The 16,513-nt window shown below is 42.9% G+C and carries 25 protein-coding genes and 1 tRNA gene; 25 read left to right on the top strand and 1 reads right to left on the bottom strand.

The annotated features are described in order from the left end of the window. Positions 1-5 precede the first annotated feature (5 nt). The 21 genes from FTT74_RS00895 to FTT74_RS13985 all read left to right on the top strand — a co-directional run bounded on the left by FTT74_RS00895 (position 6) and on the right by FTT74_RS13985 (position 11,047). Positions 6-272 (top strand): hypothetical protein, encoded by a 267-nt coding sequence (locus FTT74_RS00895; protein ID WP_179988378.1) that lies wholly within the window; start codon positions 6-8, stop codon positions 270-272. Between the two features lie 10 nt (positions 273-282). Continuing rightward, the gene (locus FTT74_RS00890) at positions 283-723 is read left to right on the top strand and encodes a hypothetical protein (protein ID WP_179988379.1); all 441 of its coding nucleotides are present in this window, start codon (positions 283-285) and stop codon (positions 721-723) included. Between the two features lie 256 nt (positions 724-979). Further along, positions 980-1,056, top strand: a tRNA-Ile gene (locus FTT74_RS00885). Between the two features lie 224 nt (positions 1,057-1,280). Further along, complete coding sequence (locus FTT74_RS00880) at positions 1,281-1,454, top strand: hypothetical protein (RefSeq protein WP_179988380.1); 174 nt, start codon at positions 1,281-1,283, stop codon at positions 1,452-1,454. Continuing rightward, on the top strand, positions 1,447-1,719 hold the full coding sequence (locus FTT74_RS00875; protein ID WP_179988381.1) for a DUF968 domain-containing protein: 273 nt from the start codon (positions 1,447-1,449) through the stop codon (positions 1,717-1,719). The genes FTT74_RS00880 and FTT74_RS00875 overlap by 8 nt, the downstream gene beginning before the upstream one ends. Continuing rightward, positions 1,719-2,231, top strand: coding sequence for a hypothetical protein (locus FTT74_RS00870; RefSeq protein ID WP_179988382.1), 513 nt, complete (start codon positions 1,719-1,721; stop codon positions 2,229-2,231). Before FTT74_RS00875 ends, FTT74_RS00870 begins: the two co-directional genes overlap by 1 nt. A gap of 45 nt (positions 2,232-2,276) precedes the next feature. After that, positions 2,277-2,459 (top strand): hypothetical protein, encoded by a 183-nt coding sequence (locus FTT74_RS00865; RefSeq protein ID WP_179988383.1) that lies wholly within the window; start codon positions 2,277-2,279, stop codon positions 2,457-2,459. Further along, a complete protein-coding gene (locus tag FTT74_RS00860; protein ID WP_179988384.1) occupies positions 2,459-2,815 on the top strand; it encodes an HNH endonuclease signature motif containing protein in 357 nt (118 codons plus the stop codon). The genes FTT74_RS00865 and FTT74_RS00860 overlap by 1 nt, the downstream gene beginning before the upstream one ends. Positions 2,816-2,893: 78 nt before the next feature. Then, positions 2,894-3,364, top strand: coding sequence for a terminase small subunit (locus FTT74_RS00855; protein WP_179988385.1), 471 nt, complete (start codon positions 2,894-2,896; stop codon positions 3,362-3,364). Between the two features lie 3 nt (positions 3,365-3,367). Next, complete coding sequence (locus FTT74_RS00850) at positions 3,368-5,065, top strand: terminase large subunit (protein WP_179988386.1); 1,698 nt, start codon at positions 3,368-3,370, stop codon at positions 5,063-5,065. Next, complete coding sequence (locus FTT74_RS00845; protein WP_179988387.1) at positions 5,062-6,297, top strand: phage portal protein; 1,236 nt, start codon at positions 5,062-5,064, stop codon at positions 6,295-6,297. Before FTT74_RS00850 ends, FTT74_RS00845 begins: the two co-directional genes overlap by 4 nt. Further along, the gene (locus FTT74_RS00840; RefSeq protein WP_179988388.1) at positions 6,290-6,952 is read left to right on the top strand and encodes an HK97 family phage prohead protease; all 663 of its coding nucleotides are present in this window, start codon (positions 6,290-6,292) and stop codon (positions 6,950-6,952) included. The genes FTT74_RS00845 and FTT74_RS00840 overlap by 8 nt, the downstream gene beginning before the upstream one ends. Continuing rightward, positions 6,945-8,147: a phage major capsid protein gene (locus FTT74_RS00835; protein WP_179988389.1), complete on the top strand. Its 1,203-nt coding sequence runs from the start codon at positions 6,945-6,947 to the stop codon at positions 8,145-8,147. Before FTT74_RS00840 ends, FTT74_RS00835 begins: the two co-directional genes overlap by 8 nt. Positions 8,148-8,200: 53 nt before the next feature. Continuing rightward, positions 8,201-8,383 (top strand): hypothetical protein, encoded by a 183-nt coding sequence (locus FTT74_RS00830; protein WP_179988390.1) that lies wholly within the window; start codon positions 8,201-8,203, stop codon positions 8,381-8,383. Then, on the top strand, positions 8,380-8,685 hold the full coding sequence (locus FTT74_RS00825) for a head-tail connector protein (RefSeq protein ID WP_179988391.1): 306 nt from the start codon (positions 8,380-8,382) through the stop codon (positions 8,683-8,685). The genes FTT74_RS00830 and FTT74_RS00825 overlap by 4 nt, the downstream gene beginning before the upstream one ends. Position 8,686: 1 nt before the next feature. Beyond that, a complete protein-coding gene (locus FTT74_RS00820) occupies positions 8,687-9,016 on the top strand; it encodes a phage head closure protein (protein WP_179988392.1) in 330 nt (109 codons plus the stop codon). 3 nt (positions 9,017-9,019) lie between these two features. Then, entirely contained in the window at positions 9,020-9,490 is a 471-nt protein-coding gene (locus FTT74_RS00815) for an HK97-gp10 family putative phage morphogenesis protein (protein WP_179988393.1), read from the top strand. Continuing rightward, a complete protein-coding gene (locus FTT74_RS00810; protein WP_179988394.1) occupies positions 9,487-9,858 on the top strand; it encodes a DUF3168 domain-containing protein in 372 nt (123 codons plus the stop codon). The genes FTT74_RS00815 and FTT74_RS00810 overlap by 4 nt, the downstream gene beginning before the upstream one ends. A gap of 72 nt (positions 9,859-9,930) precedes the next feature. After that, a complete protein-coding gene (locus FTT74_RS00805; RefSeq protein WP_179988395.1) occupies positions 9,931-10,401 on the top strand; it encodes a phage tail tube protein in 471 nt (156 codons plus the stop codon). Continuing rightward, positions 10,401-10,808 carry a phage tail assembly chaperone family protein, TAC gene (locus FTT74_RS00800; protein WP_179988396.1) on the top strand — a complete coding sequence of 136 codons (408 nt, stop codon included), beginning with the start codon at positions 10,401-10,403 and terminating at the stop codon, positions 10,806-10,808. The genes FTT74_RS00805 and FTT74_RS00800 overlap by 1 nt, the downstream gene beginning before the upstream one ends. Before the next feature lie 113 nt (positions 10,809-10,921). Further along, the gene (locus tag FTT74_RS13985; protein ID WP_306669346.1) at positions 10,922-11,047 is read left to right on the top strand and encodes a hypothetical protein; all 126 of its coding nucleotides are present in this window, start codon (positions 10,922-10,924) and stop codon (positions 11,045-11,047) included. 9 nt (positions 11,048-11,056) lie between these two features. Here the strand turns inward: FTT74_RS13985 and FTT74_RS00790 are convergent, their stop codons facing one another. Further along, positions 11,057-11,341, bottom strand: coding sequence for an Arc family DNA-binding protein (locus FTT74_RS00790; RefSeq protein ID WP_179988397.1), 285 nt, complete (start codon positions 11,339-11,341; stop codon positions 11,057-11,059). 111 nt (positions 11,342-11,452) lie between these two features. On the opposite strand from FTT74_RS00790, the gene FTT74_RS00785 reads away from it, so the two are divergent. From FTT74_RS00785 to FTT74_RS00770, 4 genes are all read left to right on the top strand, one after another. After that, on the top strand, positions 11,453-11,617 hold the full coding sequence (locus FTT74_RS00785; protein ID WP_005402851.1) for a toxin-antitoxin system HicB family antitoxin: 165 nt from the start codon (positions 11,453-11,455) through the stop codon (positions 11,615-11,617). Further along, the gene (locus FTT74_RS00780) at positions 11,614-12,669 is read left to right on the top strand and encodes a KilA-N domain-containing protein (RefSeq protein ID WP_179988398.1); all 1,056 of its coding nucleotides are present in this window, start codon (positions 11,614-11,616) and stop codon (positions 12,667-12,669) included. The genes FTT74_RS00785 and FTT74_RS00780 overlap by 4 nt, the downstream gene beginning before the upstream one ends. Positions 12,670-12,747: 78 nt before the next feature. Then, on the top strand, positions 12,748-13,095 hold the full coding sequence (locus FTT74_RS00775; RefSeq protein WP_179988399.1) for a hypothetical protein: 348 nt from the start codon (positions 12,748-12,750) through the stop codon (positions 13,093-13,095). Positions 13,096-13,160: 65 nt separating this feature from the next. Further along, a complete protein-coding gene (locus tag FTT74_RS00770; RefSeq protein WP_179988400.1) occupies positions 13,161-16,484 on the top strand; it encodes a tape measure protein in 3,324 nt (1,107 codons plus the stop codon). The last annotated feature ends 29 nt before the right edge of the window (positions 16,485-16,513 follow it).

Genomic DNA, 16,513 nt, shown 5'->3' with positions numbered 1-16,513 from the left:
TAAGGATGGAATTAGAGCAAGTAGTGTTATGGGTTTTGGTGTTGTCGATTGCATACCAATTTTTCTTGAGCTGCATCGGTCTGGTTAACCCACTGTATTACATGACATATCGGGGTAAGCAGATTAAAAAACGCATGGAACACCACGAAAATCAATGCAACCAACTTAATCGTGGCGAAAAAGTCTGGACGTATAAGATTGCATCGGCGTGTGCTTTGGTTATTCAGGGTGTGGTGATTTTTGCATTATTGAAAGCATTGAGTGTGATTTAGGGGAATAGGGATGAATGCGGCAGTGAAAACACAAGTGATGGATTGGTCAAAATATACAATTGAAGAATGGTTGAAACAGTATGGTGCATACATCCAAACTTGCAGAATGAAGTCAGGAAATATGCCTGATAATTTAGGCATCAATCAGATTTACTGGCTGATCTGCGAGAACAACAAAGACTACGGTAGTCGTAAAAACCAAATCATGTGCAGCATTTCAGATGATGAAGCTGAAGAAATACGAAAGTTGATTATTGATATTCAATTCTCAAATCGGATTTGTCAGTCAGCAAAGGTGGCGGTGAAGTTGTTTATTGAGAAGAATGTGCGAGGGTTGTCACTTGATCAGATGGTGCGTGAATTTACTTTAAGCCGTAGCTCGATTAATAACATGGTTTATGCGGGAAAGTTTTATTTAGCAGGGCATGATAAAAGACTGAAAATTGATTAAATAACTTGCATTTAAATGTATTTATGCTAATTTGTGTTAAGTGGTCAAAGTCATATATACGCACTTAACCCACATGAAAAGCAAATGACGATCAGGAAAGACTGGTAATTACCGTAAAGGCTCACAGAAATGTGGGCTTTTTTTTATGGCGGCTTTCTTTATTCGTAGTGGTTTAAATTGAATGCCGTCACTCAGATTCTAAACCTTTCGAATTCGAAACCTTTAAACCATTCCGAGTCCTGCATGGCGTGCCAATGGGCCTTAAGCTTAAGTGGTATAAGCGTCCCGCTCATAACGGGGAGATAATCAGTTCAAATCTGATAAGGCCCACCAAAATTCAGGAGAAAACATGCTCCGATTCTTAAAGCGACTGTTCTGCATTCACGATTACGACTATGAGTCGGATATTTTTGTGCAAATTGAATGCCGTAATTGCGGCAAAGTGAAAAAGTAACCCTTGCCACAACTCCAGTGGCATTTGCCGAACGGATTACGGCACATAAGACCCTGCTCAATATGCATTATTGGCGGGGTTTTTCTTTTTTATTGGTGATTACATGACAGACAAAGTACAGGCGAAACAAGACTTAGAATTTTGCAGTGCTGAGCTGTCTAAGTATCAAAATCTCAGTAGATCGGGATTGACGCGGGCAGAGATGCTAGTGATTGACGGCATTATGATTAAGTTGAAAGAACGGATTAAGAATTTACGTGAAGCATTGTATGCGTGATTCAAAGCGACTCGCTGAGATTCGTAAGCTTCCGTGTGTACGATGTGGTAATCCAAACTCACAAGCGGCACATAGTAATTCAGCGAAGCATGGTAAGGGTGGAGGAATCAAAGCCAGTGATGAGTTTACCATCCCCTTATGTGTAATCTGCCATGCTGCGTTTGATCAATACAAGTTGGGCAACCGAGAACAAAGTGAAGCCATGTTTGAGAAGTGGTTGGTCAAAACTGAGTTGATGATGCGAAAAGGTGATGAGGTGTTTTGATGAATGCGAAAGTCAAACTCGAACCTGCATGCTTTGTTATCAAGTCATTTGAAGAAGTTGGTCGTGCGATTGCCTATATGCACAGGCATCATGCGGATGCTTTGAGTGATGGTAAGCCGTTGGTAGTGCGTATAGATCAGAAACAAGAAGATCGAAGCAAGGCGCAGAACAGACTCTATTGGCTATGGATGTCGCAATGGGCAAAACACCAAGGCACAGATAAAGACGCAGAGCATTTATTTTTCAAGAAGCAATTCTTAGCACGTATTTATCATCGTGATGATGTAGGTCAATACAGAAAGACGTTTGCAGCAGTAAAGGTTTTGAAAGATCAAAAGCACCCGATGTATCAGCAAGTGGCAGATGGGTTGAATGAATTGATCAGTACCACAGATGCAACGGTGGACCAGTTTACCGAGTACCTAAATGACATTCATGCATTCTGTTTGAAGCATGGGAAATATTTAAGTACACCAGATGATTTGATGTTTGCTTGGGAAGTGAAGCAATGACATGTGCAGCATGTGAAGCAAGACGCAAATGGATGAAAGAACAATATGAACGATCAAAAGAACGAATGCGGCTGTGCATTGAACAGCTTACTTCTAAAGCTAATCGAACAGAACAATCAGTTAATTCAGATCAACAACGAGCAGAACGCACAGATAAATGAGTTATTGATTCAATTGACTGAAGACGATAGCGAGCCGAAGCGCTCAGGATATTTGGATGGTGACTAATGGCAAAGCTCAAACAGTTACGACCAAAGCTGCAAACATTCAAGAGTGCTAAGCCAGTAGCTCAATTGAATAACTCTTGGAGAGATGGCAAGTCTTCAACCAAACGTGGTTATGGATACAAGTGGCAGCAATACCGATTGAGATTCTTACAAGAGAATCCATTGTGCAAATTCTGCAAAGAACAGGGCAAAGTCACAGAGGCAACAGTAGTCGATCACATCATCCCACACCAAGGTGACAAGCAATTGTTTTGGGAAGCATCAAACCATCAAGCTTTATGTAAATTTTGTCACGATAGTATTAAGCAAAAAATTGAACAAAATCAAACACGGTGGGGGGAGTGTAAAAGTTTTTAGAGCTTTTGCTTTCTAGACCGCCCCCGACCTCATTTATAAAAAAATTTCCCATTTCACAAATATGTTAAAGGAGGGCGTATGGCTTTAACAGCAAAAAAGAAGAAGTTTGCTCATGCCCACCTTGATGGAATGGATAATAAGCAAGCTGCAATTTTCGCTGGATGCCCTGAAAAGACTGCATCTCAGGCAGGCTCAAGAATGCTGAAAGACCCCGATGTGGTTGCATACATTGAGCGATTGAAGGCAAATGGTCATGTTAAGCATGATGTTAATGCTGAAAAAAATATAGAGAGACCAATAGTCACTCGAATTGATGTTGCGAACGCAGGTGCTAAACCCGATCCGCTTGAATTTCTAATCAGTATTTTTAGTGATCCAGTTGAAGACATAAAGCTTCGGTTAGATGCAGCAAAAGCAGCACTGCCTTATGTCCACGGTAAGGTTGCTGAAAAAGGCAAGAAAGAAACCAAAGTGGATGAAGCTAAAAAAGCTACACAAGGCGGAAAATTTGGCACTTTGGATGCACAAATGAATCACAGACCGAGTTAAATCATGACAGCAAAACTTCTAGACTGGACAACAGCCTGCCCAGACTGGGAGGAACGCATTGTTAAAAAGCAATCATTAATGGCGTGCAAGCCATTATTTCCCGAAGTTGCAGACGTTGCATTAAACGTATTTAAAGAATTGGTATTGGTGGATGTTGTTGGTTCACCAAAAATTGGCGACATTACCCGCGAATGGGTTTATGAATTTGTTGCTGCAATATTTGGTGCGTATGACCAAAAAAGCCAAAAGCGACTAATCCGTGAATTCTTTTTGCTAATCTCAAAGAAAAACACCAAGTCAACAATTGCAGCGGGGATTATGCTCACAGCATTAATTCTTAACTCGCGACTATCGGCTGAACTTATTATTTTGGCACCAACAAAAGAAGTTGCAGATAACTCCTTTGCACCTGCCCGTGACATGGTGAAAGCAGACGCTGAATTATCAGAAATGATGAACGTCAGTGAACACACTAGAACAATTACCCACCTAGGCACGGGGGCAACACTAAAAGTAATTGCTGCCGAGTCCGAGGCAGCAGCAGGCAAGAAAGCATCTTGGATTTTAATTGATGAACTTTGGGTATTTGGCAAACGTGCAAATGCGGAGTCGATGATTCGTGAGGCCACAGGCGGCTTGGTATCCCGTCCTGAAGGTTGCATTATTTATCTGACTACACAATCCGATGACGTACCTGCAGGTGTGTTCAAGCAAAAATTAGATTATGCCCGCGAGATCAGGGACGGGAACGTAAAGAACAAGCAGTTTTTACCGCTGATTTATGAATACCCAAAACCAATGCTTGAGTCGCAGGAATACCTAGACACAAGCACTTGGTACATCACGAACCCGAACTTAGGTGCGTCGGTTGACCTTGATTTCCTTACAAATCAATGGGAGCAGGTACAGCTAAACGATGAAAACTCTAAGCGAGACTTCTTAGCCAAACACTTGAATGTAGAAATCGGCATGAACCTACGGGCGAACCGTTGGGCGGGTGCTGATTTTTGGGAAGATTCAGAACGTAAGCTTACGTTGAGTCAGCTTATCGAAAAGTCAGAATGCATCACAGTTGGCTTCGATGGTGGTGGACTTGATGACTTGTTTGGGATGTACGTGGTTGGTCGGGATAAAGCAGACCGTTCACTTTGGTATGGCTGGTCAAAGGCATGGATTCATCCGATTGCTCTTGATCGACGCAAAGAAAACGCACCACGCATGAAAGACTTCGAGAAGCAAGGCGACTTGGTCATTGTTGAGAATATCGGGGATGACGTTGCGGAAGCAGGCGACATTGCGAAGATGATTTTTGACACAGGCAAGATGCCAGAGCAAGGCTTTGGGCTAGATAAACTAGGCATGCCATCACTACAGGATGGTTTGATTGAGAAAGGCATCCCGATTGAAGCAATGGTCGCTATTCCTCAAGGTTATATGCTCTCAGGATATGCAACAACAACCGAGCGAAAATTGGCAGAAGGCAAGTTTATTCCTGCGTCACAGCCACTAATGAAATGGTGTGTCAGTAACGCCAAAGGCAAGATGTCAGGCAATGCTTTGATGATTACAAAACAGGAATCAGGCAAAGGAAAAATTGACCCTGTGATTGCCATGTTTAACGCGGTGGCCATCATGTCGATGAATCCTGAAATTAAACACGTTGATATTGACGAATACCTAGAGGATGTCGTGATAGCATGAGCGATTTACAAGACACGGGATTCTGGTCTCGCTTCTGGTCACGATTGACTGGAAAAACTCAATTAAAGAAAGGGGACACATCGCATCCTTTTGACAGCTATATGTCTTCTGGTGGTGCAGTGGTTAGCCCTGAAACATCTTTGAAGTTGTCGGCAGTTTGGGCGTGCGTAAAACTACGCGCTGAAACTATTTCAACCTTACCACTTCACCTATACGACACTGAAAAAAAGATTGCTAAAGACCACGAGCTATATCGAATTTTGCATGATTCACCCAACGCAGACATGTGTGCCAGTGAGTTTTGGCAGATTCAGTCAGCGTGTCTGGATTTGTGGGGTAATGCGTATAGCTATATTTCTCGCCGCAATAATCGCAGTGTTATCTCTTTAGAGCCGCTATTCCCTAGCGAAATGGTTAAAAAGCGGTTGAAAGACGGAAGCTTTGAATACCATTACACTGAAAACGGCAAAGTTAAAATCTATACCGATGATGAAATTCTGCATTTTAAGGGATTTACCTTGGATGGATATGTGGGGTTGTCGGCGATTCAATTCTTTGCGCAGACGATTGGCATGCAGTTTGATGCCAACAACCAAGCACAGGATTGGTTTAAGAATGGGTTGAAAGTCGGTGGGTTTTTGGAAACGGGCGAAGCCACATTGACATCTGAACAAAGAAATAGGATGCGCAACCATTTAGCTGAGTTCAGTCTTCCGCAAAACGCAGGCAAATACATGATTCTTGAGGCGGGGATGAAACTATCCTCTGCAAGCAATATTCGTATTAATCCTGTGGATGCTCAACTTTTAGAGAGCCGATACTTTGGCATTGAGGAGATATGTCGGGCTTTTGGTGTGCCACCCCAGTTGATTGGCCATACAAATAAAGCTAGTTCATGGGCTTCTAGTCTTGAGCAAACCAATCAGGGATTCCTTACTTATTCACTGAATCCGCAACTGGTTCGATATGAGCAGACAATCGCTCGGAAGTTGTTATTACCGCAAGACAAATACAAATATCGACCTAAGTTTGCGGTTGATGGCCTACTGCGCGCCAATAATGCTGCAAGAGCAGATTTCTACGTGAAGATGACTCAGAACGGACTATATACCCGAAATGAGGTGCGAGAGCTTGAGGATATGCCAAGAGCTGACGATCCAACCGCAGACAAGTTAATGGTTCAGATGCAAATGGTTCCATTGGGCGCCGATAAAGGTGAAACAAATGAATAGAAAAAGTTTTAATTTAGAGATTAAGGCCGTCGAAGAAGACGGTTTTTTTTCGGGTTATGGGGCGGTTTTCGGCAATGTTGATTGGTACAACGACATCATTTTGCCAGGTGCTTTTAAAAATACCCTAATTAAATGGGCGGACAAAGGGAAATTCCCGCCAGTGCTATGGAATCACAGCACCAATGAGCCTATCGGGGTTTATACCAAGCTGATTGAAGATGAAAAAGGCTTGTATGTCGAAGGTAAATTACTGGTTGATGATGTTCCAAAAGCAAAGTCTACACATGCTCTTTTAAAGGCTGGTGCAATCGATGGTCTAAGCATTGGTTATCGCACAGTTAAGTCTAGCTACAACGAAAATACAGATATTCGCGAGTTGATTGAGTTGGATCTAGGTGAAATCTCAATTGTCACCACGCCAGCCAATGAAAAGAGCACGGTTATTTCTGTGAAATCCAAATTAGAAGAAGGCGAACTGCCGACTTTACCTGAATTTGAAAAGTTCCTGAGAGAGTCAGGCTTTTCAAAAACGCAAGCCACTGCAATCGCTGGCAAGGGTCTGCGCCATCTTTTGAGCGAGTCTGAAGATGAAAAACTACAAGCGAAATCTATTTCTACCGCATTAAATATTTTAAGAGGAAGTCAAAATGGCTGATCAAAATTTAGAACAACTCGCTCAAGAGTTCAAAAAACAAGTCGATGAAGTTAAAGGTATTGCTGAAGACTTCAAAGGCAAGCGTGAGCATGGCGAAAAAATTGCAGAAGGTGCTAAACAGGCAGCGGATGAAGCAATCACTAAATTAAACGAGCTTAAAGCCCGTATCGATGAAGTTGAGCAGAAAGCTGCCCGTCGTCCACATGAAGGTAAAGAAGAAGTTAAATCTCTTGGTCGTCAATTTGTGGAATCCGACCAATTTAAATCACTGGTTGGTTCAGCTGGTCAGCGCGGCAAAGCAAACCTTGAAATTAAAGCCACCATTACTTCAGCAACCACGGATGCTGCGGGTTCGGCTGGTGATCTGGTTCAAACCACACGCATTCCAGGAATTATTGCACCGCCTGATCGTAAGCTAACAATTCGCGACCTATTAATGCAGGGTCGTATGGATGGTAACGCGCTTGAATACGTTCAAGAAACTGGTTTTGTGAATGCTGCTGGCATGGTGGCCGAAGGTGCATTAAAGCCGCAGTCTGACATTAAATTTGACCTGAAATCAACTACCGCAAAAGTTATCGCTCACTACATGAAGGCATCGCGTCAGATTCTTGATGACGCATCGCAATTGCAGTCTTATATCGATGGTCGCTTACGTTATGGTCTTGCTTTCAAAGAAGAGCAACAGATCCTGAACGGTGACGGTACTGGTCAAAACTTGCTTGGTATTATTCCACAAGCAACTGCGTATGTTCGCCCCATCGGTGTAGCTACAACCGCAGAAAGCAAGCTCGATACTCTGCGCTTCGCAATGCTTCAGGCAATTCTTGCTGAATACCCTGCGAGCGGCCATGTGCTAAACCCGATTGACTGGGCTGCAATCGAAACCCTGAAAGACACATCTGGTCAGTACATCATTGGCAATCCACAAGGCAACTTAAACCCGACTCTGTGGGGTCTTCCAGTTGCAGAAACACAGGCGATTGCTGCGGGTAAATTCCTGACTGGTGCCTTCTCAATGGGCGCTCAAATCTTTGATCGCTGGCAGTCTCGTGTAGAGGTGGCAACTGAGAACGAAGACGATTTCGTTAAGAACTTAGTAACCATTCTTGCTGAAGAGCGCCTGGCATTGGCGGTTTATCGTCCAGAAGCGTTTATCTATGGTGATATTACTCCAGCAGTTGCTGGCGGTTAATCCAGAATCCAATAAGGGTCAAATTGCTGGCCCTTATTTATTAGGAGATAGTCATGACTGAGTACGATGTTAAGCGTGAGCACCATGGTGACAAGTATTACCAGACTGGTGATAAGCGCACAGCCAATCCAGCGGATGTGAAGCACTTGATTGATAAGGGTGTTTTGGTTGAATCTGCTGAAGAATCAAAACCAAAAACCACTAAAACCCCAGCAAAACAGGCCAAATCAGAATGATTGATCTCGCAAAAGCTAAGTTGCATTGTCGTGTAGATCATGATGATGAAGATACTTTGATACAGACATATATCGATGCTGCCAATGAGCAAATCCAAGCACATTTAGATCGCAAAGTTATCGCAACTGAGGTTGAGCGAGTAAATGAAAACGATCTGGTCGATAACAAGGCGCTAGATGCTGCTCGGCTTCTTTTTGTTGCGCACCTTTATGCCAACAGAGAAGCCACCACTCAGGCAACAATTGAATTGCCTTTGGGCTATTGGTCGCTAATCCAGCCTTATCGTGACATGGGGGTGTGATATGACCCAACGTGCAGGCGAACTATGCCACCGTGTATCGGTTCAGCATAAAACCACGACCTATGATGAATACAACTATGAAACTGAAGCTTGGACTGAGTTTAAAAAACTTTGGGGTAAGCTTGAATTCTTGTCTGTTAAAGACTCTATAAATGCTAAGGCTGCTGGATCAGAAACCACAGCACGGCTAAAGCTGCGTAAACGTGATGATATTGACTCAAGCATGCGTGTTTTATTCGATGGTCAGACTTTCCAGATCGTTTCGCCACCTAAACCAGACAATGAAAATGGTCGTATTTATATGACGTTGGAGTTGTCTTTAGTGGAGTAAGCCATGTCAGTAGAATTCAATATTGAAGGCTTGGGTGAAGTTCAGGAAAAACTTAAAAGACTTGGCAACCCTCGCTTGATGAAGAATGCTGCTCGGCGTTCTATGCGCAAAGCTATGGCAATTGTGCGAGATGCGGCACGATCTGGGGCAAAAGCAATAGATGACCCACAAACAAGCGAAAAGATTTGGAAAAATATTACGACTGCTGCGGGAAAAACAAGAAATCCGAATGAAGTGGTGATGCGTGTCGGTGTGCGTGGTGGTGCTGCACAGAATGCAAATACCAATAAGGCAGCCTTATCCAAGTTATCTGGTGGAATCACGACCTATTGGAGATATTTGGAGTTTGGCTCTGTGCATAATCCACCAACTCCATTCATGCGCCCAGCACTGCAAAACAACATCCAAGCCGTGACCAATAGCTTTGCTGAAAACTTCAATAAAGAAATCAACAAGGAACTCGCAAAATTATGAACATTTTACCCGTAGTTCCAACGCTGAAATTGGCTTCAGCAGTCACAGCATTGCTCGGCACTAACCCTTTAAGGGTATTTGAGGATATTGCACCACATAAAACGCCATATCCCTATGCGGTCTGGTCAGTGGTTACAGCAAATCCTGAAAACCACTTAGATTGCCCAGCCGCTATAGACCACGTGTCATTCCAGATTGTGGTTTATGACACCCAGCAGAAAAGAGCATCCGATATTCGTGCGGCAATACGAAAAGCTTTAGAGCCGCATTGCTATGTCACCAATATTCACCCAAATTACTTTGAGCGTATTGCCGATACCAACATTTTTGGACGCGGCTTTGATGCGAATTGGTTTTTGGATCGTTAAACAAATTTATTTTTCCACATAGCACCCAAACGGGTGCTTTTTTTATGCCAAAAAATTGAGGAGTAGCTACTCATGGCACGTATTAAATCCAACGGGACACAGATTTTTGCTGTTGTCGATGGTGCGGTGGTTCGTTTCACTTGCCCAAAAGCATTTTCATTCGGTGAGGATTCGTTCTCAAAGATTGATTCAACTTGCCTAGACTCGGAGACTAAAGACTATGAACGTGGTCTGCGTGATCCAGGCGAAGGTTCACTTCAAATTGATCTTGATGATGAAAACACAAGTCATTTAAAACTAATTGCGCTTGCTGACTCAGGTGAAAAAGTGAAGTGGTATGTAGGTTCAAGCCATTCTACGACTGCGCCAACTTATGAAGCGATTGCAGGAATTGACTTGCCTGAAGATCGTATTTGGTGGTCTTTTGAAGGCTATATCAACCCAGCTGCACCAACTATTGAGCAAGATGCGTTGGTTGGTTATACATTCACCCTTGTTCGTACCTCACCAGTTGTTACAACTCCACGAGTGGTGACTCCGTAATGAAGAAAGTAGACATTTTAAGTTTTTCAACAGGAAGCACTGTGCAACTTGTTGAGAAGCAGATCGAATTCACAATTAATGGTGAGGATTTTTCATCTGAGGTGCTTGTTAAGCGCCTTAGTTATGATGAATCCGTGGGCATCACTCGTGGCAAAAACCTTGACAAGCTACTCATGGCTGACTTGGTGAAGATGCGAATCCTTGCCACGATCTACAACAAAGACACGCAGCAGCCTTTATTTGCTAGTCTTGATGAAGTCGGCAAATCAGCACCGCAAATTATGGATGCATTGCATCGTGCTAGTGATGATGTGAACGACTTTGTGGGAAAGCAGCAGATGAAACATTTGAAGAAGATGAATTCTGGTGCGAACTCGTCGTCAACGGAATCGGCGGATGCACAATAGAAGAAGCTAAAAGAAACATTAGTGTTTCTGAATTGGCTAAATGGCGAGTCTATCGAAAAAAACGAGGCTCGCTTTTTATTGGTCGTCGTGTAGAGCAAGCCATTGGAAATCTAATGGCTACATACCTAAGCTCTAAAGGTGCCAAAGATGTAAAAGCACAGTCATTTATGCCACATGAGGAGCAACCACAGGAAATGTCGCTTGAGGAATACATGCTTCAAACATACGGTGGCGAATAAGGAATCGACTTAGGTCGGTTTCTTTAGATTCTCAATCTCAATTTTTTGCTGCTCAATGATTTTGACAAGCTCTTTATGGAGTCGAGTAGTTTCCTCAGTGGTCTCTTTGACTATTTTTGCTAAGGATTCAAGAGTTTTAGGGTCGTCAGACTCTTTGAAGCTATCTTCGAGACGGGCAACAATTTCCGCATTTAAAGATCGATTCATCTCTTTGGCTGAGCTAAATAGCTTTTCTTTTAGCTCTGGAGGCATTCTCAACTTGTGTTGAGTACCAGTATCTCTTGATGTGGTCATGTTTATGGTTCAATCCTAATATTAAATAAATGTATATCACCCAATGGGTGTTGACAAGTCACCAAAAGGGTGACATATTTAATGCACCCAAAGGGTGACTAGGAGTTTTTTATGAAAGAAGGTCGTCAAAAACCTATTGATGTTCGAGTTCGAGTGTCAAATGAGTTGCATGAAGAATTAAAAGCTCATGCAAGAAAAGAAGAGCGTTCAATGAATTATTTAATCAATAAGGCTGTTGAATTTTATTTAAACCAAAAAGAGAGTGCGAAAGCATGAAATCAACAGACAACAAAAAAGCCCAGACTTTCGACGGACAGGGCTTTGATGTAGTCAATAACAGAGAGAAATTAACTATGAGTAGTTTAACACAAAATTTTGCAAGCCCAAACAACCAACCTTTAACCATTGGTGAGTTTTCAATTCGCCAAGATGAAGATGGGCGTTATTGCTTAAACGATCTACATAAGGCAAGTGGGTATGACAAGAAGCATCAACCCGCTTACTTTATGCGCAATCAACAAACTAAAGACCTAATTGCTGAGATTGAAAACCCTTCAAATGGGGCATCTGCAAATTTGCAGATGCCCGCTGTTGGTAAGGTTAATGATGGTAAGAATAATGGTACTTATGTTGTAAAGGAGTTGGTTTACGCTTACGCCATGTGGATTTCCGCAAAATTCCATCTACAGGTTATTCGAGCTTATGATTCGATGGTTGCCAGACTGTTTACTGAAAACTCAAAGCAAAATTTGATTGCTGACAAGACCACCAAGAAAGACCGTGTACCTTTAAAGGACGCTGTAAACATGCTGGTGGGTAAAGCTAAGTTTTTAAATTACTCAGATGCCTACAAGTTGGTTCATCATCGTTTTAATGTAGAGCACATTGAGGATATTCCTCAAGATCAAATTCCTGCGGCAGTTGAGTATGTTCATCAACTTATGGGTGAGTACATTCCAAAGGCAGAACGAATTGAAGACTCTGAATTAAAAGCATTGAGGCTACTTGAAGCAAACACCACCAATAAGGTAATGGATTATTTTTATGCCTTACACGATGAAATTAAGCGATTGGGTGGTATTAGCCCGAAATATCCTGATTTCGATAAAGAAGTGATTGTTAGTGCGGTTGTGACGCGAATGGTGGATTCTAGTCGAATGCTTTTAACAATAGGCATGTCTGGTAAGCCAAATATTTCATTTGTACCAAATAATGCATGGATTCTTTCTGATGAAAATATTGCAGATATTATAGGAGATCATGCTGGACCCAAGAAGACGATACTGCCCGATATTATTCAGGCAGCAGCTAAACGGCTAAGTAAGTAAGAGCAAGACCACCCTAAGGGGTGGTTTTTTTATGCATAAATTAGTATCTTGTTCTAAATTATAAATTTGGGGTTGGGTGTGAAAAAGTTATTAGTTTTAGTGATTGTAGGCTTAAGCTTGGTAGGCTGCGGCAAATCAGAGGCTGAAAAAGCTAAAGCAAAAGCCGAAATGACCGAAATTAAAGTTAATCGTTTTGGGCGTGAGCGAGTCCAAAATCAATTAAAAGATGCACGTTCAGCCGAGTTTAGAAATGAAGTTTCATACTGCGGCGAGGTGAATGCAAAGAATTTATTTGGGGCATACACTGGGTATAAGCGATACATTGCACCAAGCGATGCAATTGTTATTATTCAAGGGGATATTCCATCTGCTGAATTTGAAAAAATTTGGAAAGAGCATTGCGTAAGTTATGCAAATAAATACTAGATAAGTCACAAATAAACACACAACACCCCGCTAAATGTGGGGTTTTTTATTGCCTAGAGGTTTATATGAGCACCAAACTCGGAACTTTAACTTTAAATTTAATCGCCCAGATTGGTAGCTTTACTGAGCCTATGAAAAAGGCAGGCGATACCGCACAACGCGAAACTAAGCGAATTGAATCGAGCGTATCATCTGCCTCAAAAGCCATTGCTGGTTTGGGTGCTGCTGCATTGGCTGGCTTGACGGTTGGCTCTGTAATCAATATGGCAGATGAATACACGCAGATGGCTGCGCGTATCCGAAACGCCACTGCTGATACCGCCGAATACGACATGGTTCAGAAGCGTTTACTTGAAACAGCTAACGGCACATATCGCTCCCTTAGCGAAGCGCAAGAAGTGTATTTGTCTCTTGCAGGCGGCATGAAGTCACTCGGCAAAACTACAGAAGAAACGCTGAATGTTGCGGATTCGCTATCTTATGCGTTTGTTGCAAATGCTGCACGTGCAGACCAAGCGCAAAGCGCGATGGATGCTCTGAATAAATCAATGGCGAAAGGCAAGATTGATGCAGATGCATGGATTAGTATTGTTTCAGCAGCAGACAATATTATTGCCGATATGGCGAAGGTGGCAGGTAAAACCGAAGCTGAAATTCGACAATTAGGTGCTACAGGGAAAATTGCATTAAGCGATCTATTAACAACGCTTGAAGTGACTAAAGATGCAAACCAAGCATTAGCAGATAACATGGAAAACAGCCTTGCTGATGGTTTGCAAAAGGTGCGCAATTCATTCAGTGCATTTGTTGGTGAGATTAACGTCACTTATGGTGTGACAAGCAAAATGGCTGGCGCACTAAGCATCTTGGCTGACAATTTGCAAACTGTTACTGCGGCAGGTGGTGTAATAGCTGCCTATGTTGCAGGGACTTATATTCCTGTTGTAGTAAAGTCCACCGTTGCAGGCTATCAAAAGTCACGTCAATTGGTCGAGCAGACAACCGTGCAATATGCAGCCATCAATGCTGAACGTGCGGCTGCTGCAGCACATTTGGCGCAAGCTGAAGCACAAGTGATTAATACGCAGCAAACCTTAGCATCCATTGCAGCTGAAAAAGCACTTGAGATTGAACGCTTAAAAGCACAAATGAATGCCATTGGTCGTCAAAAAACACTGACTCGTATGGCAGAGCTAAAAAAATATGAAGCATTGGTGACACGCGACTTAGCCGCAGCCGAAGCGCAATTGGCAGCAGCACAAGCACGATCTGCAGCAGCAAGTACTGCGACCGCAGGTGCAGGACGTGCAGCACTTGGAATTCTTGGTGGACCAATCGGCTTGGGCTTAACTGTAGCTACTGTTGCAGCAAGCTATTTACTCATGCGTGATAACACGGATAAGTCAACCGAGTCTTTACGTGCAAACAATCAAACTGTAGCGGATGCAGTACAAAAGTACAAAGAGCTTGGCGAGGTCAAGCAGCGTGAACAATTGGTTGTTGAAAAAGAACAACTCGCAGCGCTGAATGATGAATATGATAACGCTGCCTCTAAGCTTGTTTCATATAGCTTAAAGGTCGCCCGACATAGCGACATGACAAGAGAGCAGGCTAGAGAAGTATCTGCCCTTACTTTGCAATACAAGTCAGGCGCAATAACGCTTGAGGATTTTAGCCGCTCGATTAACAGTAATAAAAACATCACTCAGCAAGCGAAAGATGAATTTAATTTGTTCGCTGGGTCTGTTAAGACTGCTGGCGACGAGGCGGGTAAGCAAAATAGTTTAATCGCGCAACTTGAATCAACCTTATATGGTGTCGCTAACGGTGGAGATGCTGCAGCAGGTGGTATTCGCAATGCAACCAATGCACTTTCTGAGTTTGCAGAGAAAGCAAGACAAGCTGGTGTTGTAGCCAAAGCTACAAATACGCTAATTGCTAAAGGGTATAACCCGAAAGTGGCAGCCGATCTAGCTGAGTTAGCTGTTAAAAACGGTCAGGTGAGTAGAGAAGAGGCGGCAGCTATTCTTTTTAAAAACCAAGAGCAAGACAAGCTCAATAAAACCGTTGAGGCATACAATAAGACCCATGCCACATCGGCAGTGCGCTCAAGAACAAGAACCGCTGCTGTAAGAGAGGAAACTAAGGCTCTGCGCGATCAAAACAGAGCTTTAGAAGATGCTCGCAGACTGATTTATGAATACGGCAGCGAATTCAATCGAATTGAAACAGATTTAAGCGAAGAGATTAATCGAATTGCAGGGTCGTCTTTAAAAAGCGCATCAAAAAACAGGATGATTGAGGATGCCAAAGAGATTGCTGAGGCGAGAAAAAAACTCTATGCGGCTGAATTAGATTATGAATTGAATCAGCATCAAATGACTGAGCGCGAGAAATTAAAAGCACAGTTGAATATTGATAAGCTATCCATTGATGCCACCAAAGGCTTGCTAGATGCAGAGCGCAAATTAAAGAAAGATGCCTTGGATGCTCAGTCTAAAATTGAGCAAACGGCTGTGCGTATTTCGCAAGATAAGGCGCTACTAGAAATCAAACGCAACTGGATGACCGCAGGCGACTACGCGCGTGAATACTATGCATTGGTGCGTGAAGAAATTCTAAACACCGCTAGTTATTCGCCTGAGATGAAAGAGGCTTTACTTCAACAAGCCGTTTCACAACAAAACTTTGAGCAATCTAACGAGCGCGATCAAGCAATCAGTGATTACCGCGATGTAATGGGCTATGAGGAAAGTCCACTGGTTAAGCAGTTTGAAGTTTTGGACAAAATGCGCGAGCTTGATTTAATTAGCGAGGAAAAGTATCAGCAAGATAAACTGATGCTGCAAACCAAATATTCAGCGTCCTATATGGAGTCCATGCTCGGTGGTTTTGCGGCATTGGTTGATGAAAACTCATCGTTGTACGCTGGGTTGTTTGCAGCACAGAAAGCATTTGCGGTGGCTCAAGCGATGTTGAATATTCCCTCTGCATATTCCAAGGCTTATGACGCTGTGGTTGGCACACCGTATGTTGGTCCATACATTGCGCCTGCGATTGGTGCAGCAGCAGCAGCTTTACAGGTTGCTCAAGCGGCAAGCATTAAATCAGTTGGTTTAACAGGTATGGCCCACGACGGTATTAACAATATCCCAGAGGAAGGTACATGGCTGTTAAATAAAGGTGAGCGTGTTTTGAACCCAAGTCAAAACAGGGACCTGACCAACTATTTAAACCAAGTGCAAACGGGTGGGCAGAACCGACCAATTGACAATAAGCTTTCAGTCATCATGGTTAAAGACGAAGATGAGGCAAAGAACTACAAGTATTCTAAAGATTTTGAGGATGCTGTTCTTTACCACATGAAGCGCAATCGCAGCAAAATCTAAGCCCACTTCGGTGGGTTTTCTTTTATGAG

The sequence above is a fragment of the Acinetobacter sp. YH01007 genome, assembly GCF_013420425.1.
Taxonomy (GTDB): Bacteria; Pseudomonadota; Gammaproteobacteria; order Pseudomonadales; family Moraxellaceae; genus Acinetobacter; species Acinetobacter towneri.
The sequence above is the reverse complement of the archived record's forward strand: the minus strand, read 5'-3'. Positions and strand labels throughout refer to the sequence as shown.

What these genes read in the sequence shown, in the direction of transcription:
- FTT74_RS00895 (WP_179988378.1), top strand. Translation starts at nt 6, where the DNA reads ATGGAATTAGAGCAAGTAGTGTTATGGGTTTTGGTGTTGTCGATTGCA.
- FTT74_RS00890 (WP_179988379.1), top strand. Translation starts at nt 283, where the DNA reads ATGAATGCGGCAGTGAAAACACAAGTGATGGATTGGTCAAAATATACA.
- FTT74_RS00880 (WP_179988380.1), top strand. Translation starts at nt 1,281, where the DNA reads ATGACAGACAAAGTACAGGCGAAACAAGACTTAGAATTTTGCAGTGCT.
- FTT74_RS00875 (WP_179988381.1), top strand. Translation starts at nt 1,447, where the DNA reads ATGCGTGATTCAAAGCGACTCGCTGAGATTCGTAAGCTTCCGTGTGTA.
- FTT74_RS00870 (WP_179988382.1), top strand. Translation starts at nt 1,719, where the DNA reads ATGAATGCGAAAGTCAAACTCGAACCTGCATGCTTTGTTATCAAGTCA.
- FTT74_RS00865 (WP_179988383.1), top strand. Translation starts at nt 2,277, where the DNA reads ATGAACGATCAAAAGAACGAATGCGGCTGTGCATTGAACAGCTTACTT.
- FTT74_RS00860 (WP_179988384.1), top strand. Translation starts at nt 2,459, where the DNA reads ATGGCAAAGCTCAAACAGTTACGACCAAAGCTGCAAACATTCAAGAGT.
- FTT74_RS00855 (WP_179988385.1), top strand. Translation starts at nt 2,894, where the DNA reads ATGGCTTTAACAGCAAAAAAGAAGAAGTTTGCTCATGCCCACCTTGAT.
- FTT74_RS00850 (WP_179988386.1), top strand. Translation starts at nt 3,368, where the DNA reads ATGACAGCAAAACTTCTAGACTGGACAACAGCCTGCCCAGACTGGGAG.
- FTT74_RS00845 (WP_179988387.1), top strand. Translation starts at nt 5,062, where the DNA reads ATGAGCGATTTACAAGACACGGGATTCTGGTCTCGCTTCTGGTCACGA.
- FTT74_RS00840 (WP_179988388.1), top strand. Translation starts at nt 6,290, where the DNA reads ATGAATAGAAAAAGTTTTAATTTAGAGATTAAGGCCGTCGAAGAAGAC.
- FTT74_RS00835 (WP_179988389.1), top strand. Translation starts at nt 6,945, where the DNA reads ATGGCTGATCAAAATTTAGAACAACTCGCTCAAGAGTTCAAAAAACAA.
- FTT74_RS00830 (WP_179988390.1), top strand. Translation starts at nt 8,201, where the DNA reads ATGACTGAGTACGATGTTAAGCGTGAGCACCATGGTGACAAGTATTAC.
- FTT74_RS00825 (WP_179988391.1), top strand. Translation starts at nt 8,380, where the DNA reads ATGATTGATCTCGCAAAAGCTAAGTTGCATTGTCGTGTAGATCATGAT.
- FTT74_RS00820 (WP_179988392.1), top strand. Translation starts at nt 8,687, where the DNA reads ATGACCCAACGTGCAGGCGAACTATGCCACCGTGTATCGGTTCAGCAT.
- FTT74_RS00815 (WP_179988393.1), top strand. Translation starts at nt 9,020, where the DNA reads ATGTCAGTAGAATTCAATATTGAAGGCTTGGGTGAAGTTCAGGAAAAA.
- FTT74_RS00810 (WP_179988394.1), top strand. Translation starts at nt 9,487, where the DNA reads ATGAACATTTTACCCGTAGTTCCAACGCTGAAATTGGCTTCAGCAGTC.
- FTT74_RS00805 (WP_179988395.1), top strand. Translation starts at nt 9,931, where the DNA reads ATGGCACGTATTAAATCCAACGGGACACAGATTTTTGCTGTTGTCGAT.
- FTT74_RS00800 (WP_179988396.1), top strand. Translation starts at nt 10,401, where the DNA reads ATGAAGAAAGTAGACATTTTAAGTTTTTCAACAGGAAGCACTGTGCAA.
- FTT74_RS13985 (WP_306669346.1), top strand. Translation starts at nt 10,922, where the DNA reads ATGGCTACATACCTAAGCTCTAAAGGTGCCAAAGATGTAAAAGCACAG.
- FTT74_RS00790 (WP_179988397.1), bottom strand. Translation starts at nt 11,341, where the DNA reads ATGACCACATCAAGAGATACTGGTACTCAACACAAGTTGAGAATGCCT.
- FTT74_RS00785 (WP_005402851.1), top strand. Translation starts at nt 11,453, where the DNA reads ATGAAAGAAGGTCGTCAAAAACCTATTGATGTTCGAGTTCGAGTGTCA.
- FTT74_RS00780 (WP_179988398.1), top strand. Translation starts at nt 11,614, where the DNA reads ATGAAATCAACAGACAACAAAAAAGCCCAGACTTTCGACGGACAGGGC.
- FTT74_RS00770 (WP_179988400.1), top strand. Translation starts at nt 13,161, where the DNA reads ATGAGCACCAAACTCGGAACTTTAACTTTAAATTTAATCGCCCAGATT.